The following is a 15,896-nucleotide window of genomic DNA, read 5'->3' as shown; positions in this document are numbered from 1 at the left end:
ATGACGCAACTCGAACGCCGTCAGTGGGACGTCGTGGTGGTGGGTGCGGGGGGTGCGGGGCTGCGGGCCGCCATCGAGGCGCGCGAGCGGGGCGCCCGTACCGCCGTCATCTGCAAATCCCTCTTCGGCAAGGCCCATACCGTGATGGCCGAGGGCGGAATCGCCGCCTCCATGGGCAATGTGAACTCCGGCGACAACTGGAAGGTGCACTTCCGGGACACCCTGCGCGGCGGGAAGTTCCTCAACCAGTGGCGGATGGCGGAGCTGCACGCGCAGGAGGCGCCGGACCGGGTCTGGGAGCTGGAGACCTGGGGCGCGCTCTTCGACCGTACGGCCGACGGCAGGATCTCCCAGCGCAACTTCGGCGGGCATGAGTACCCCCGTCTCGCCCATGTCGGCGACCGGACGGGACTGGAGCTGATCCGCACCCTCCAGCAGAAGATCGTCTCGCTGCAGCAGGAGGACTTCAAGGAGTTCGGCGACTACGAGGCCCGGCTGAAGGTCTACCAGGAGTGCACGGTGACCCGGGTCCTGAAGGACGGGGACCGGGTCGCGGGCACCTTCTGCTACGAGCGGGAGTCCGGGCGCTTCTTCGTGCTGGAGGCCCCGTCGGTCGTGCTCGCCACGGGCGGTATCGGGAAGTCCTTCAAGGTGACGTCGAACTCCTGGGAGTACACCGGCGACGGGCACGCGCTGGCGCTGCTCGCGGGCGCTCCCCTGCTGAACATGGAATTCGTGCAGTTCCATCCGACCGGGATGGTCTGGCCGCCCTCCGTGAAGGGCATTCTCGTCACCGAATCGGTGCGCGGCGACGGCGGGGTGCTGCGCAATTCCGAGGGCAAGCGGTTCATGTTCGACTACATCCCGGACGTCTTCAAGGAGAAGTACGCGGAGTCGGAGGAGGAGGGCGACCGCTGGTACGAGGACCCGGACCACAACCGGCGCCCGCCCGAGCTGCTCCCGCGCGACGAGGTGGCCCGCGCCATCAACTCCGAGGTCAAGGCGGGCCGCGGCTCGCCGCACGGCGGGGTCTTCCTCGATGTCTCGACCCGGATGTCCGCGGAGGTCATCCGGCGCCGGCTGCCCTCGATGTACCACCAGTTCAAGGAGCTGGCGGATGTCGACATCACGGCGGAGGCGATGGAGGTCGGCCCGACCTGCCACTACGTGATGGGCGGGATCGCCGTCGACTCGGAGACCGCCGCGGCGCCGGGCGTCCCCGGTCTGTACGCGGCGGGCGAGGTGGCGGGCGGCATGCACGGCTCCAACCGGCTCGGCGGGAACTCCCTGTCCGACCTGCTGGTCTTCGGACGGCGGGCGGGGCTGCACGCCGCCGCGTACGCGGCCGGGCCGGGCGCGCGGCCGGAGGTCGACGAGGCCCAGATCGACGTGGCGGCGGCCGAGGCGCTCCGCCCGTTCAGCGCGGAGGGCCAAGCGGCCGGCGGGCCGGAGGGCGAGGAGAAGCCCGGCGGGCCCGCGGAGAATCCGTACACCCTCCACCAGGAACTCCAGCAGACGATGAACGACCTGGTCGGCATCATCCGGCGCGAGGCCGAGATGGAGCAGGCCCTGGAGAAACTGGCCGAGCTGCGCGTACGGGCCAGGCGGGCCGGGGTCGAGGGGCACCGGCAGTTCAACCCCGGCTGGCACCTCGCGCTCGATCTGCGGAACATGCTGCTGGTCAGCGAGTGTGTCGCACGGGCGGCCCTGGAGCGTACGGAGAGCCGTGGCGGCCACACCCGCGAGGACTGGCCCGGCATGGACCTCGACTGGCGCCGGGTGAATCTGCTCTGTGAGCTCACCGATCCCACGGACGCGCCGGCGGCCACCGACCCCGAACGCGGCCAGATCACGCTGACGCGCCGGACGACCGAGCCCATCCGCCCCGACCTGCTCGCCCTGTTCGACAAGGAAGAGCTGGTCAAGTACCTCGCCGAAGAGGAGCTTCACGAGTGAGCCCGAGTCCGAGTGCGTCGACGACATACGAAGCGAAATTCAAGGTCTGGCGGGGCGATGCGGACGGCGGTGAGCTGAAGGACTTCGCCGTCGAGGTGAATGACGGGGAGGTCGTCCTCGACATCATCCACCGGCTCCAGGCGACCCAGGCGGCGGACCTGGCGGTGCGCTGGAACTGCAAGGCGGGAAAGTGCGGCTCGTGCAGCGCGGAGATCAACGGGCGGCCACGGCTGCTGTGCATGACCCGGATGTCCGTCTTCTCGCGCGAGGAAACGATCACGGTCACGCCGCTGCGCGCCTTCCCGGTGATCCGCGATCTGGTGACGGATGTGTCCTTCAACTACACGAAGGCGCGGGAGGTGGCGTCGTTCGTACCGCCGCCGGGCGTGGCCGCCGGTGAGTACCGGATGCAGCAGGTGGATGTGGACCGCTCGCAGGAGTTCCGTAAGTGCATCGAGTGCTTCCTGTGCCAGGACACCTGCCATGTGGTGCGCGACCACGAGGAGAACAAGACCGCGTTCGCCGGCCCCCGCTTCCTGATGCGGGTGGCCGAACTGGACATGCATCCGCTGGACGCGGCCGGGGAATCGGGTCTCGACCGGAAGAAGACGGCCCAGGACGAGCATGGACTCGGCTACTGCAACATCACCAAATGCTGTACGGAGGTGTGCCCCGAGCACATCAAGATCACGGACAACGCCCTGATTCCGCTCAAGGAACGGGCGGTGGACCGGAAGTACGACCCGCTGGTGTGGCTGGGCAATAAGATCCGGCGCCGCGGGGAGTGACGCGAAGGGCGTTCGGCGGGGAGTGACGCGAAAGGGGGCTCGCATCTGGGTGCGAGCCCCCTTCTCGTTCTCCTGTCGGGCGTCCGTCAGCCGAGCAGCTTCACGATCGCGTCGGTGGTACCGGTCTCGCCGAGCTTGGGGAAGATCTTCTCGATGGCGTTGCGGTGCGCGCCCTCGTCCATGTCGGTCACCGCGTCGGTGACGACGGTCACGTTGTATCCGCGTTCATGGGCGGCGCGGGCGGTGGATTCGACACCGACGCTGGTGGCGATGCCCGTCACCACGACCTGCGTGATGCCCCGACGGCGCAGCTGAAGGTCCAGGTCGGTGCCGTAAAAGGCGCCCCACACCTGCTTGGTGACCACGATGTCGCTGTCCTGCTGCCCGAGACCGGGCGCCAGGTCGGCCCAGTCGTCCGGCGGCGTGCCGCCGCCGCCCGCGGGGCGCTCGTTGCGGCCGGGGGCACCGCCGGTGACCCGTACGAGCACGACCGGCAGGCCCTTGGCGCGGAAGGCCTCGGCGAGTTCGGCGGAGCGCGCCACGACCGCCTCGGCCGAATGGACGACGGGAAGGCCGACGACTCCCTTCTGGAGGTCGACGACGACGAGGGCGGTCCGGGGATCCAGGGTGGTGGCGGTCATGGTGGTACTCCCTGTGGGGTCTGGGTCTATGAGGTCTGGGTCTGTGGGGTCGGGGTCTGTGGGGGTCAGGGTCTGTGGGGTCAGGAACGGGCCCGCAGTGCCCGGTCGGTGACGGTCAGGATGATCAGCAGCACCCCGAGGACGGCGGAGGCACCGGCCATGAGGTGCAGCCCGCTGTCGTCGGCCCGCGAGCCGTAGGCGAGGGCGATCAGGCTGGAGGCGGCGATGGCTCCTATGTACTGCGCGGTGCGCTGGAGCCCGGCGGCGGAGCCGATGCTGTCGGGCGGGGCATGCGCCTGGACGGCGGCCTGGTTGCTCGTACCGATCAGCCCCTGCGGGATGCCGAAGCACGCGCCTGCGAGGAGCAGTACGGCGAGCGGGGTGCTGCCGCCGATGAAGAGCAGGAGCCCGGCGCCGGCGGTGAGCAGCACGGACGCGAGGGCGAGCGGGCCGCGTATGCCCTTCGTACGGGCCCCGAGCAGCGAGCAGACCAGCGCGGCCACCGACATCGGCAGCATCAGCAGTCCGGTGTCCGCGGCGGAGAAGCCGCGGCCCTCCTCCAGCCACTGGGTGTAGCCGTACATCACGCAGTAGATCAGCAGATAGCTGACGCCGTGGCGCAGATAGGTGCGGGCGAGCGGACCGTTGTCCGCGAGCATCCGCAGATCGATGAAGGGCTGCGGCCTGCGCAGCTGCCACCACACGAGCGCGGCCGTCAGCACGGCGAAGGGCGCGAGCAGCCACCACATCGGGTGGGCGAGGTCCAGCAGGAAGAAGACAAGGACGGTCAGGGCGGTGGAGAACAGCCCTATGCCGAGCGGATCCAGGGCGAGGCGCAGGGAACCGCCGGTGGTGGCGCTCTCGCGGGGCGGGTCCACCGGGATCCAGATCAGCGCGGCGACGAACGCGATCAGCGCGAGGGGCAGATTGACGGCGAAGATGCCGCGCCAGCCGACCAGGGTGACCAGCAGTCCGCCGAGAGTGGGGCCGACGGCCGCGCTGCCGAGCGCGGCGAAGGACAGCCGGGCCAGCACGGGACGGGGTGCCGGACGGCCGACCCGCCGGCCCTCGTCACGCAGGACGGACATCGCGGCGGGATAGGCCGCGGAGGTGCCGATGCCGAGCAGCAGGCGGGAGACGATGAGCCAGCCGAAGGACGGGGCCACCGCGCCGACCAGGCCGGACGCGAAGACGACGACAAGGCCCGCGAGGAAGACGCGGCGCGGGCCGAGCGCGTCGGCGAGCTTGCCGAGGACGGGCTGCGCGACGGCGCTCGCGAGATAGAGGACGGAGATGAGCCACGCGGTGTCGGCGGCGCCGATCCCGAAGGTGTGCCCGATCGCCACCAGGGCGGTGGAGATCATGGTGGTGTTGAGCGGGTTCAGCAGGGAGCCGAGGAGCAGGGGCGCGGTGAGGCGGGCCCGGAATCCCGCGCGGCCCGGTCCAGCGGATATCCCGTCGGCAGGCGCCTCGGGGGTCTCGGACGCCCCTGGGGTTGCGGACGCCCCTGGGGCTTCGGGCGCCTTGGAGGCTTGCGCGCCGCCGACTGCCGTGGTGCCGGATCCCGGGCCGTGGGTTTCGGGATCGGTAGCGATGTCGCCTGCCTCCGTCTCCCTCACTCCCTCACTTCTTTCGCTCCGCCGGGGCCCTTCGCCCCGCCGGGGCTCACTTCTCGACCAGCCGCTGCAGCAGAGCGGCCGCGTCGGAGAGGGTGCGGCGCTCGGCGCTGTCCAGCTCGGCGGCGATGGCGTCGGAGAGCCAGCCCCGCTTGGCCGCGCGGACCCCTGCGAGCGTGCTGCGGCCGGGGTCCGTGACCGATACGACGGACTGCCGGCCGTCGTCGGGATCGGGCGTCCGCGCGACCAGGCCCTGTTCCTCCAGGGCGCCGAGGGTCAGCCGCATGGACTGGGGACGTACGTACTCGGCGCGGGCCAGCGCGGCCGTGGTGGACGGCCCCTCGACGTCCAGTCGCGCCAGCACCGAGCGCTGGGACGGGGTGAGCCGGCTGTCGGGCGAGGCCGTTCGCAGCCGCCGCATCAGCCTGCTGACCACAGCGTTGAGATCGGCGGCCACCTGCTCCGCGGTCGGGTCGTCGTCGGACGGTTCGGGCATCGGACCACCGTACGAGATAGACAGGTAGCCTTGCAAGTTTGCCTGTTATTCTCATGGCGCGTTCTCGCCGCTGACGGGCACCCCGCCTTGCCCCCAGGACAAGAGCGCGCCTAGGGTGAATGCGCTTTCATGACGCGCTCCGGCGCATACGGACAGAGAAGAAGCGGACGGTCGGTCGGGTGAGTGCCCCTACGGTGTACGACGTCGCCGAGCGATCAGGCGTCTCCATCGCGACGGTGTCGCGGGTCTATCGGAACCCCGGTTCCGTACGCGTCCAGACCCGTGACCGGGTACTGGAGGCCGCCCGTGAGCTCGGCTACGTACCCAGCGGAAACGCCCGCGGCCTGGCCAGCAGGACCACCGGCGTGCTGGGGCTCTGCTTCCCCGACTACGCGGACCCGGACGCCGAGACCGAAGCCGAGGCGGACGACGCGTACGACGACTCCGCGGTGATGCTCTACTCCGACCAGATCATCCGGGGGATGGAGCGGGCCGCGCGGCGCCACGGCTACGCGCTGCTGATCGCCGCGTCCCTGCGGGGCGGGCCCGAGTCGCTGGTCGCGAACGTCGCGGGACGGGTCGACGGGTTCGCCGTACTGGCGCGGACCGTGCCCACCGAGGACCTTGAGGTGATTTCGCGACGGCTTCCGGTCGTGATGCTGGCCGGGCCGCGCGAGATCGACCACCTCGACCATATCGAGGTGGCAAACTCCGACGGCGAACGGGAACTGGCCCGCCATCTCATCCGCGACCACGGGCTGCGCGCACTCGCCTTCGTCGGTGGCGAGAAGGAGTCACCGGACGCCGAAGCGCGCTTCCGGGGGTTCCGGGAGGCGTGCGAGGAGGCCGGGCTGCCGGTGCCCGACGAACCGGATCTGCGCGCTGTGATGATGACGCAGGCCGAGGGTGAGCGGACGGCGGAAGCTCTGCTGGAGCGGGGCGACCGGGACGGCGGCCGGCCACAGGCGATGCTCTTCGCCAACGACCAGATGGCGATCGGCGCGCTCCACGCACTGGAACGCCGTGGGGTCCGGGTGCCCGAGGACATCGCGGTGACGGGCTTCGACGGGATTCCGCTGAGCCGGATGGTGCGGCCCTCGCTGACGACCGTACGCCAGCCGATGCGGCGTCTCGGCGAGGAAGCGGTGGAGCTGCTCGTACGACGGCTCGGCGAGCGCGACCGCGAGCCGGTCTCCCTGATGCTCCCGGTCTCGGTGGCCCGCCGCGCGAGCTGCGGCTGCGGCTAGGCCCTGTCCGGTAATCCGTGGCGGATCAAGGCCGGGGCGCCAGTCGCTCCGCGAAGAAGCACCGCCCGGCCGCCAGCAGCCCCTTGGCCTCCGCCGCGGCCCCGGGGTGCTCGACATGGCCGGCGGTCAGAACATGCAGCTCGCGGGGGCCGGTCAGCGCGTTGTATACGGCGAACTGGCCCGGCGGCGGCACCGACGGGTCGAACAGCGCCGGCGCGATCATCATCGGGATACGGATCCGGCTCGCGGCCGTGGCCGCGTCGAAGTACGGCAGGACATCCATGATCTCGGGGTGGTCGCGATGCCGGGCCCGGACGGCTTCACCGCTCCCGGCGCAGGGGAGCGTCAGCCGCAGGGGGTGATGGCCGAAGGTCGGGACCGTCAGCAGGCCGCAGGCGAACCGGTCGTCCCAGGGCAGCGCCAGGGCGCCGAGACCGCCGCCGAAGCTCTCCCCGGCATAGCCGAGCCGGGCGCCCCCCGGCGTCATCAGCTCCGGCACCAGTTCGAGCAGCGCGGACGCCGCACACCACAGGTCGGCCACACAGTCCCCGATGACATAGGTGTCGCGGGACGCGATGCCGTGCAGGACATGCCGGTCGGCGTCGCCGGGGATGCCGGGCCGGCGGCTGCGGGCGCCCATCCCCCGGACGCACGGGAGGATCGCGGCGGAGCGGGGCAGCGGGAGCGGCACGGCGGGTCCGGTCTCCTGGCGCCCGCCGTAGCCGTGGCCGATGACGAATCCGCGCTCGGCCGGGCCGTCGGCGGGCAGGACGAGCCAGCCGCCCAGCCGCAGTCCGCCGACGGAGGTGAAGGACACTCCGAAGATCCGGAAGCCGTCGCGCTCCTCCTCCTGCGGGCCCACGGCAGGCGCCGTCTCCACCCGGCGGGCGGCCTCATGACGTGCCTGCCAGAAGGTGTCGAATCCGTCCGGCGGGGCAGGCGCAGGGGTGGCGAGCAGCTGATCGAGGGTCCGGCCGTAGGCCGGGTCGAAGGGAAAGCCGTGCTCGAACGCGGACATGAGCGCGACAGTAACCCACCGGTCAAAGCCGGAATCCGTCACAACTGCTCCCGAAGCGCAAACAACCCGGCTTGGCTCACGGAAGCCACTCGGGCAGATGTCACACATGTTGCACGAGTGTGACCTAGGCCCCTCTTGCGGATGTCGAAGTGACAGCGGCAGAGTGATGTATGCGCTTACAGGCAGCGCATACATCGGGGAGCTCAAGGAGGAGCCGTCCATGCACCGCACCGCCAGAACCGCCTCTGCCGCCACCGCACTCGCGGTGGCATTCGGAATCACCGCGTGCGGGAGCTCCGGCGGTGAGGGAGTCACCGCCGACAAGAAGCAGACACTCACCGTCTGGGCCATGGGCGCAGAAGGCGAGAAGCTCGCCGATGTGGCCGCCGTGTACCAGAAGGCGAACCCGCACATCACCGTCAAGGTCACGCCGGTCGGCTGGGACGTCGCCCACCAGAAGCTGGTCTCCGCGGCCGCCGCCGGCAATCTGCCCGATGTGGCGCAGATGGGCGGCAGTTATATGGGCGAGTTCGCCGAGCTCGGGGTGCTGGAGCCGGTCGACACCTCCGTCTTCAAGAAGGACGACTTCTTCCCCGCCGCCTGGAAGCAGGGCGAGACGAACGGCGGCGTGTACGGCGTCCCGTGGTACGTCGACACCCGTGTCCTCTACTACCGCACCGACCTGGCGGAGAAGGCCGGGGCGGACAAGGCGCCGGCCACCTGGCAGGAGCTGCGGGAGCTCGCCACCGCCTACCAGGACAAGGCCGGCACGAAGTGGGGCATCTACATCCAGGGCAGCGGCCTGGACACCGTGCAGAGCTGGTATCCCTTCCTGTACTCGGCCGGTGGGGAGATCGTGACCGATGACGGCAAGGCGGTCGTCGACAGCCCCGCCTCCGTCAGGGCCCTGACGGAGTACGGCACGTACTTCGACAAGGGCCTGACCAAGAAGAACGTCGCGCCCGGCTACGAGGTGCTGAAGGACTTCAACACCGGCGATGTGCCAATGTTCTTCTCCGGCCCCTGGATCATGTCGCTGATCAATGACGGCTACCCCGACCTCAAGGACAAGTGGGGCGTCGCGAAGATCCCCGCCGACAAGGGCTCCGTCTCCATGGCGGGCGGCTCCAGCCTGGTCATCTCCAAGGACAGCGAGCACAAGGCCGCGGCCAAGGACTTCGTCAAGTACCTCACCGGAACCGAAGGCCAGAAGGACTGGTTCACCCGCTCCAGCGATCTGCCCGCCAACACCAGCGCCTGGGACTCCGGCAAGCTCGCCGACGACCCCGGCCTGCGGGTCTTCCGTGAGCAGATGGAGTCGTCCAAGGCCTCGCCGGTGCAGCCCAAGTGGACCGAGATCAGCTCGAAGGTCGACGACGCCATCGCCTCGGTGACCCAGGGCAAGGCCTCGCCTCAGGACGCCGCCGAGAAGGCACAGTCCGAGATCGAAGGGCTCGTGGAGTAACAGCGATGAGCGCCACGACCGAACCCGCCGCGGAAGCGGCCCCGGTGAAGTCCGGGCCGGGGGCTCGTCCCCCGGCCGGCCGGGGGAACGGCCGCACGCCGCGCCCCATGGGTGTACAGAATCTGGCCGGCTGGCTGTTCTCCACCCCCTTCCTGGTGCTGTTCACCGTCTTCATGGCCTTCCCGATCATCGCGACGCTCCTCATGAGCTTCACCGACTTCGGGCTGCGCAATGTCACCGACCCCCTCTCGGCGGAGTTCATCGGCTTCGAGAACTACACGAAGCTGTTCGGCGACGAGAAGTTCCTCAAGTCCCTCTTCAACACCGCGTACTTCGTGGTCGTCGGCGTACCGCTCACCATCGGTGCGGGGCTCGCCGCCGCCGTCCTGCTGAACAACGGCGTGGACCGGGCCCGCACCTTCTTCCGGGTCGGCTTCTACGCCCCGGTCGTGACCAGCATCGTCGCCGTCGCCGTCGTCTGGCGCTTCGTCCTCGATCCGTCCGACGGACTGATCGCGGGCCTGGCCTCCGAAGTGGGGCTCACCGCCCCCGACTTCCTCGGCTCCGAGAAGCTGGCCATGCCCTCGCTGATCGCGATGGCGGTATGGCGCAATCTCGGCACGGTCATGGTGCTCTTCATCGCGGGCCTGCAGGCCATCCCCACCGATGTACGGGAGGCGGCGCGGCTGGACGGCGCGGGCGCCTGGCAGGAGTTCCGCCGGATCACCGTGCCACTGCTGCGGCCCACGATGCTGTACGCCACGGTGATCACCAGCATCGGCTATCTCAATGTCTTCGAGGAGCCGTTCGTGATGACCCAGGGCCGCCCTTCGGACACCACCCTCACCGTCTCGCTGAACATGTACCGCGAGGGCTTCAGCTTCTTCCACATGGGCTATGCCAGCGCCATGGCGTATGTGCTCTTCGTCGTGATCATGGGCATCACCGTGCTCCAGCTCCGTCTGCTGAAGGACAACACGAAATGAGCGCCGCACCCACCCCGGCCCCCGTCGCGGCCCCGCAGAGCGCGGCCCCGGCCCCCTCCGCACCCAAGGCCCCCGCGCCCGTCGGGCGGGGCGCACGCACCGAGCGGCTGAAGAAGCCCGGGGTGTACGCACTGCTGTCGCTCGGGCTGCTGGTCATGGCGGCGCCGTTCCTCTGGATGGCGCTGTCCGCCTTCAAGACCGACCGCGAGCTGGCGGCCAGCCCACCGGTGTGGCTGCCCACCGAGTGGACCCTGGACCACTTCGCGCGCCTGCTCGACCGGCTCGATCTGCCGCTGCACTTCGCCAACTCCCTGATCGTCGCGGTGCTGGTCACCGTCTGCAATCTGGTGTTCTGCTCGATGCTGGGATATGCCCTGGCCAAGCTGCGGTTCGCCGGACGGAACCAGCTGTTCGCCCTGGTGCTGGGCGCGCTCATGGTGCCCGGCAATCTGATGTTGCTGCCGCTCTTCGTCCTGATGAGCAAACTGCAGCTGATCGATTCGTACGCGGGTCTGGTGCTGCCGTTCGCCGCCGGGGCCTTCGGGGTCTTCCTGATGCGGCAGTTCATGCAGTCGATCCCCGACGAGCTGCTGGAAGCGGCCCGGATGGATGGCGCCGGTGAGTGGTACATCTTCTGGCGGATCGTGATGCCGCTGGTCAAGCCCGCCCTCGCGACGCTCGCGATCCTCACCTTCCTGGGCTCCTGGAACAACTTCGTCTGGCCGCTGATCGCGACCAACGACCCGGACAAATACACCCTCCCGGTGGCCCTGGCCACCTTCGCCACCGACCCCAATCAGTCGGCGGGCTCCAACGGAATGCTGATGGCCGGCTCCTTCCTGATCGTGCTGCCGGTGCTGCTGGTCTTCCTCGTGCTGCAGCGCTATTTCACCCAGGGCGTCGCCACGGCCGGCCTGAAGTAGCAGCCCGTCCTCCGCGCCCCGGCAGCTGCGACGACCCGCACATCGCCGCTCCGGCTCCGCGCACCCCAACAAGAAAAGGTTTGTACTTTCATGACCGAAAAGTCCGCTGCTCGCGCCGACTGGGAGTCGCGCATCGGGAAGCCCAGCGACGAGCGGCTCACCGGCATCGGGGAGCTTCCCGCGCCCGTCCGCCTGTCCGCCGAGGACGGCACCGGCCATGTGCTGCTGACCTGGCAGCCGGTGGCGGGCGCCCTGGGCTATCTCGTGCACCGCGCCGACTCCGCCGAGGGCCCCTACGCGCCGCTCGACCACCTCGGCGGCGATGTGCTCGCCGTGCCCCACCCGCCGTACGCGGACACGCTGGCCGAGCCCGGCCGCGGCTACTTCTACAAGGTCGCCACCTGGTCCGACAGCGGCGCCGGCGCGCTTTCCGAGGCCGTGGCCGGCTCCGCCAGGGCCGCCGGTTCGCGCCCCGCCGAGGTCACCGTCGCGGTGGACGCGGCCGCCCCGGCCACCGAACTCCCGGGCGTCTGGAACCGGATGATCGGCGCCGAGCACTTCTCCCTGCTGGTCTGGGACAAGCCGGGCGCGGGCGGCTCCGATGTCGCCAAGGAGTACGGCGAGGCGCTCGCCATCGTCCGGGACGAGATCGGCGTACGGTCCGTGCGGGCGCACGGCACCTTCCTGCCTGAGACCGTGACCGTACGGGGCGACGGCTCCTTCGACTTCTCCGGCCTCGACGTCGTCTACGACCGCTTCCTCGCCACCGGCCTCAAGCCGGTCGTCGAACTCTCCTTCATGCCCAAGGAGCTGGCCTCCGATCCCGACTACACGGTCTTCGACTACAAGGCCCTGGTCTCCACGCCCGCGCAGTGGGAGCGCTGGGGCGATCTCTGCCGCGAGCTGACCGTTCACCTCCAGGAGCGGTACGGCCGCGACACCGTCGCCGGCTGGGAGTTCGAGGTCTGGAACGAGGCCAATCTCGAGGTGTTCTGGAACGGCACCCAGGACGACTACCACCGCCTCTACGAGGTCGCCGTGCGCGCCGTGAAGGACGTCGACGAGCGGATCAAGGTCGGCGGGCCCTCGTCCGCCGCGGCCGGCTGGGTCGGCGCGCTGCTGGAGTACTGCCAGGAGCACGACGTCCCCGTCGATTTCGTCTCCACCCACACCTACGGCAACGCCCCGCTGGACTTCCGTCCGATGACACGCGCCTTCGCCGAAGCGACGGGCCGGCCCGAGCCGGAGATCCTGTGGACCGAGTGGGGCGTCACGCCCACCCACTTCCACCGCGTCAGCGACTCCGTCTTCGCCGCGCCGTTCGTCCTGCGGGGCATGAAGAGCGCCCTGTCGTCCACCGACTGCCTCTCCTACTGGGTCGCCTCCGACCAGTTCGAGGAACTGGGCTGGCCTCCGCGGCTCTTCCACGGCGGCTTCGGACTGCTGACCGTCGGCAATCTGCGCAAGCCGCGCTTCTGGGCGCTGTACCTCCTCTCCCAGCTGGCCGGCGGCCGGATTCCCGTGGCCGTCTCCGGTGACGGCGCCGACGCGCTCGTCGAGTCCGTCGCCACCCGCGCCGACGACCGCTCCACCGTGGACGTCCTGTTCTGGAACGGCACCCTCGACCAGTCCAAGATCGACGGCGCGGCCGCACTCGACCGCACCGCGGCCGTGCGGGTCACAGGGCTCGAACCGGGCGCCGTCTACTCCGTCCGGTCGCGCCGGGTCGATGAGCAGCACGCCAATATCCAGGCCGTCTGGAAGGACCTCGACGGCGGCGACTGGCCCGACGACCAGCAGTGGCAGAAGCTGCGGGCGGCCGACCGGCTGCCCGAGGAGGATCTCGCGCCCGTCACCGCCGACGCCGACGGCACCGCCGCGCTGACCGTCGGCCTCCCCAACCCGGGCATCCGCTTCCTGCGTCTCGCCCGCAGCTGATCCACCCGGCCCCCACAGACCCGGGGGCCGGCGGCACCTGACCGCCGTCGGCCCCCGTATCACCACCGCACGACGCACAGCCGCAGCCGCGGCGGCGGCCGAACGCGCCACCACCACGGCCAATACCCGCACCGCTGCACACGTCCTAGCCACAACTCCACACCTGTCAAGGGAAGCTGGACTCTTATGGACCGTCGCACGTTTCTCGCCGCCGCGGGAACCGGGGCCGCCGCCCTGTCCCTCGGAGCCGTATCCACACCTGCCGTCGCCGCGCCGCGTGTTCGTGTCTCTCATGCCTCTGATACACCGCTGCTGCGCCGCTGGTTCCACGACACGTATCACTCGATCGAGGCAATGACGACCGATTTCGGTCTCACCGCCGACAAGATCGACGTCAGCAAGCCCGGCACGCCCGTGCCCTCGCAGAACACCTCACCCACCAATATCGGCTGCGGCCTGTGGTCCACCGTCGCCGCGGCCGGTCTGGGCGTCATCGACCACGACACCATGCGGCGCCGGCTGGCCCGTACCGTCTCGGCCGTCGAGCGGCTCGAACGCCACCACGGCTTCTGGCTCAACTGGTACGACTCCCACGACGGTTCCGTCCTCACCAGCTGGCCGGAGACCGGTGACCCGGTCCGCCCCTTCCTCTCCTCCGTCGACAACGCCTGGCTCGTCACCGGCCTGCGTATCGCCGCCGACGCGGACCCGCAGCTGCGCCGCCGGGTCGCCGCGCTCCTCACCACCGCCGACTGGTCGTACTTCTACACGCCGTACGACCCCGCCGACCCGATCGCCAAGCCCGGCCAGCTCCGCGGTGGCTTCTGGACCGACACCGGCGAGCCGACCGCGCATCACTACGGAGCCCTCAACACCGAGCCCCGCATGGCCAGCTATCTGGGCATAGCCGACGGCACCGTCCCCACCGACCACTACTGGCACATGCTGCGCACCATGGTCCCCGAGAACGGGCAGGAGCAGCCCCCGCAGGGGGCGTACGACACCATCGACGGTGTCCGCCTCTGGCAGGGGCACTACACCTACCGCGGCCGCAAGCTCGTCCCCACCTGGGGCGGTTCGATGTTCGAAGCGCTGATGGTGCCGCTCTTCGTACCCGAGACCGAGTGGTCGCCGCGCTCCTGGGGCACCACCCACCAGCGCTACGTCCGCTCCCAGATCGAACACGGCATGGAAGAGGCCGGCTACGGCTACTGGGGCTTCTCCCCCTCCAATGTGCCCGAGGGCGGTTATCAGGAGTACGGCGTCGACGCGATCGGCATGCAGATCGACGGCTACGCCTCCAACACCGACCGCACCTTCGTCACGCACGGCGAGCCGCTGCCGCCCGCCTCCGCCTACACCAACGGTGTCGTCACTCCGCACGCGTCGTTCCTCGCGCTGCCGCAGGCGCGCGGTGAGGCCATCGCCAACCTCAAGGCCATCGCCGCTGACTTCGGGGCGTACGACGACCGCTACGGATTCCGTGACTCCGTCAACGTGGGGACCGGCCGGGTCAGCGACTTCGTCCTCGCCCTCGACCAGGGCATGATCGCCGCCGCCCTCGCGCAGGAGCTGCGTCCCGGGCTGCTGCAGAACCCCTTCCGCAGCGGCGGATTCACCTCGCGGGTCCGCCCGCTGCTGGCGAAGGAGCGTTTCAGCATTTAGCTGCCACGCAGCCCCATCCCTGGCGGTAGGCGGTCCAGTCGGCCTCCGTCGCCGCGAAGTCGACATAGAGCGCGACCCCGAAGCGTTCCCGGTCGCGGTCCGTACGCCCGAGCCCCAGCCGGGCGCCGCGGACCGCGGCCGCGGCCGTTTCCGCGTGAGCGTGATGCCCCAGTTCCTCCGTGTGGTAGAAGGGCAGCCCCATCAGCAGGTCGGTGTCCTCGGGCGTGACCTCGATGGCGAGGGAGGTCTGCTGGGCGACATAGCCGCCGTACAGACTCTCCACCGGAAGCGCCGTGTCGTACGACATGACGGCGATCTGGTCGACCCGCCGGGCCACCTCGGCGAAGAACGCCTGCGACCACCACTTGGGGTGGCCGGCGAGAGCGCCCGCGGCGGAGTGCAGCGCGGGCAGGGGATCGATCTGGTGGGCGGCGACGGAGAGCGGCACATCGCGTGCCCGGGTGAGCACGCGCAGGTCGTCCAGCAGCGAGAGATAGTCGCGGTCGTCCGAGTGCAGCGGTTCCAGATCGAAGTGGACGCCGTCGAAGCCCACGTCCAGGATCTGTTCGGCGGAGCGCACCACGGCGGCACGGGACGCGGCACGCTCCAGGCGCAGCCCGTCCGGGCTCTCGGTCGCCAGCTTGTCGCCCAGCCAGGCGTGCACGCGTACGCCCGGCATCTCACGGTGTACGGCGTCGATCAGCCATCGCGCGCGGGGATGGCGGTCGGCGGGCAGGGTGCCGTTGTGCTCCAGCGGCCCGGTGTGGACGTACAGGTCGCGTATCCCCGTCCCCTTGATCCGCCGAGCGAAGGCGTCGATATCCGCGTCCTTCTTGCGGCCGTCCACCCAGGCGTGGCCCAGCCAGATGGCGTCCCGGCCACGGGTCTGGGTGCCGTCCAGGAGCTCCCCCGCGTAGTTGAGCCGCAGGGCGGCCGCGCCGGTGACGACGGGCACGACGAGCAGGACGGCCAGCACCAGTGCGACCCGCTTGGGCCACCGTGCGCGGGGATCGCGCCAGGCCCGTATCAGTGTCCGCCCGAATCCACGCAGCCGTGCACGCAAAGCTGTCCCCTCCCCTTGAGCCCCGGCCCCCCGGCCGGGACGGTGACCAGGTTATGCGCCGGGCCCGGGAAGGACGGGTGCGGTGTGCGGTCGC

Annotated in this window: 13 protein-coding genes; 8 read left to right on the top strand and 5 right to left on the bottom strand. The window is 70.2% G+C overall.

Annotated elements, in window-relative coordinates; all coding sequences use genetic code 11:
- Both ACFVWW_RS13140 and ACFVWW_RS13135 read left to right on the top strand, forming a co-directional pair.
- A complete protein-coding gene (locus ACFVWW_RS13140; protein ID WP_386878412.1) occupies positions 1 to 1,956 on the top strand; it encodes a fumarate reductase/succinate dehydrogenase flavoprotein subunit in 1,956 nt (651 codons plus the stop codon).
- A complete protein-coding gene (locus ACFVWW_RS13135) occupies positions 1,953 to 2,744 on the top strand; it encodes a succinate dehydrogenase/fumarate reductase iron-sulfur subunit (RefSeq protein ID WP_384181163.1) in 792 nt (263 codons plus the stop codon). Before ACFVWW_RS13140 ends, ACFVWW_RS13135 begins: the two co-directional genes overlap by 4 nt.
- Positions 2,745 to 2,830: 86 nt before the next feature.
- On the opposite strand, the gene ACFVWW_RS13130 is transcribed toward ACFVWW_RS13135, so the two are convergent.
- The 3 genes from ACFVWW_RS13130 to ACFVWW_RS13120 form a co-directional block, all read right to left on the bottom strand.
- Positions 2,831 to 3,385: an isochorismatase family protein gene (locus tag ACFVWW_RS13130; RefSeq protein ID WP_386878413.1), complete on the bottom strand. Its 555-nt coding sequence runs from the start codon at positions 3,383 to 3,385 to the stop codon at positions 2,831 to 2,833.
- Positions 3,386 to 3,465: 80 nt separating this feature from the next.
- Entirely contained in the window at positions 3,466 to 4,839 is a 1,374-nt protein-coding gene (locus ACFVWW_RS13125) for an MFS transporter (protein ID WP_386878499.1), read from the bottom strand.
- A gap of 211 nt (positions 4,840 to 5,050) precedes the next feature.
- Positions 5,051 to 5,497, bottom strand: coding sequence for a MarR family winged helix-turn-helix transcriptional regulator (locus ACFVWW_RS13120; protein WP_384336492.1), 447 nt, complete (start codon positions 5,495 to 5,497; stop codon positions 5,051 to 5,053).
- Between the two features lie 179 nt (positions 5,498 to 5,676).
- On the opposite strand from ACFVWW_RS13120, the gene ACFVWW_RS13115 reads away from it, so the two are divergent.
- A complete protein-coding gene (locus tag ACFVWW_RS13115; protein ID WP_384181157.1) occupies positions 5,677 to 6,744 on the top strand; it encodes a LacI family DNA-binding transcriptional regulator in 1,068 nt (355 codons plus the stop codon).
- A 25-nt stretch (positions 6,745 to 6,769) separates the two neighbouring features.
- Here ACFVWW_RS13115 and ACFVWW_RS13110 read toward each other — a convergent pair whose 3' ends face one another.
- Positions 6,770 to 7,762 carry an acetylxylan esterase gene (locus tag ACFVWW_RS13110; protein WP_386878414.1) on the bottom strand — a complete coding sequence of 331 codons (993 nt, stop codon included), beginning with the start codon at positions 7,760 to 7,762 and terminating at the stop codon, positions 6,770 to 6,772.
- A 220-nt stretch (positions 7,763 to 7,982) separates the two neighbouring features.
- On the opposite strand from ACFVWW_RS13110, the gene ACFVWW_RS13105 reads away from it, so the two are divergent.
- The 5 genes from ACFVWW_RS13105 to ACFVWW_RS13085 all read left to right on the top strand — a co-directional run bounded on the left by ACFVWW_RS13105 (position 7,983) and on the right by ACFVWW_RS13085 (position 14,739).
- Positions 7,983 to 9,227: a sugar ABC transporter substrate-binding protein gene (locus ACFVWW_RS13105; RefSeq protein ID WP_384336488.1), complete on the top strand. Its 1,245-nt coding sequence runs from the start codon at positions 7,983 to 7,985 to the stop codon at positions 9,225 to 9,227.
- A gap of 5 nt (positions 9,228 to 9,232) precedes the next feature.
- A complete protein-coding gene (locus tag ACFVWW_RS13100; protein WP_384181151.1) occupies positions 9,233 to 10,213 on the top strand; it encodes a carbohydrate ABC transporter permease in 981 nt (326 codons plus the stop codon).
- The gene (locus ACFVWW_RS13095) at positions 10,210 to 11,136 is read left to right on the top strand and encodes a carbohydrate ABC transporter permease (protein ID WP_384181148.1); all 927 of its coding nucleotides are present in this window, start codon (positions 10,210 to 10,212) and stop codon (positions 11,134 to 11,136) included. The genes ACFVWW_RS13100 and ACFVWW_RS13095 overlap by 4 nt, the downstream gene beginning before the upstream one ends.
- 90 nt (positions 11,137 to 11,226) lie before the next feature.
- A complete protein-coding gene (locus ACFVWW_RS13090; RefSeq protein WP_386878415.1) occupies positions 11,227 to 13,074 on the top strand; it encodes a glycoside hydrolase in 1,848 nt (615 codons plus the stop codon).
- A gap of 186 nt (positions 13,075 to 13,260) precedes the next feature.
- Positions 13,261 to 14,739: a glucoamylase family protein gene (locus tag ACFVWW_RS13085; protein ID WP_384181144.1), complete on the top strand. Its 1,479-nt coding sequence runs from the start codon at positions 13,261 to 13,263 to the stop codon at positions 14,737 to 14,739.
- Here the strand turns inward: ACFVWW_RS13085 and ACFVWW_RS13080 are convergent.
- On the bottom strand, positions 14,729 to 15,790 hold the full coding sequence (locus ACFVWW_RS13080) for a hypothetical protein (protein WP_386878500.1): 1,062 nt from the start codon (positions 15,788 to 15,790) through the stop codon (positions 14,729 to 14,731). The two genes, ACFVWW_RS13085 and ACFVWW_RS13080, sit on opposite strands and share 11 nt — an antisense overlap.
- Between the last annotated feature and the right edge of the window lie 106 nt (positions 15,791 to 15,896).

The organism is Streptomyces sp. NPDC058198 (assembly GCF_042882605.1).
Lineage (GTDB): Bacteria > Actinomycetota > Actinomycetes > Streptomycetales > Streptomycetaceae > Streptomyces.
This window is presented reverse-complemented; position numbering and strand designations above follow the sequence as displayed.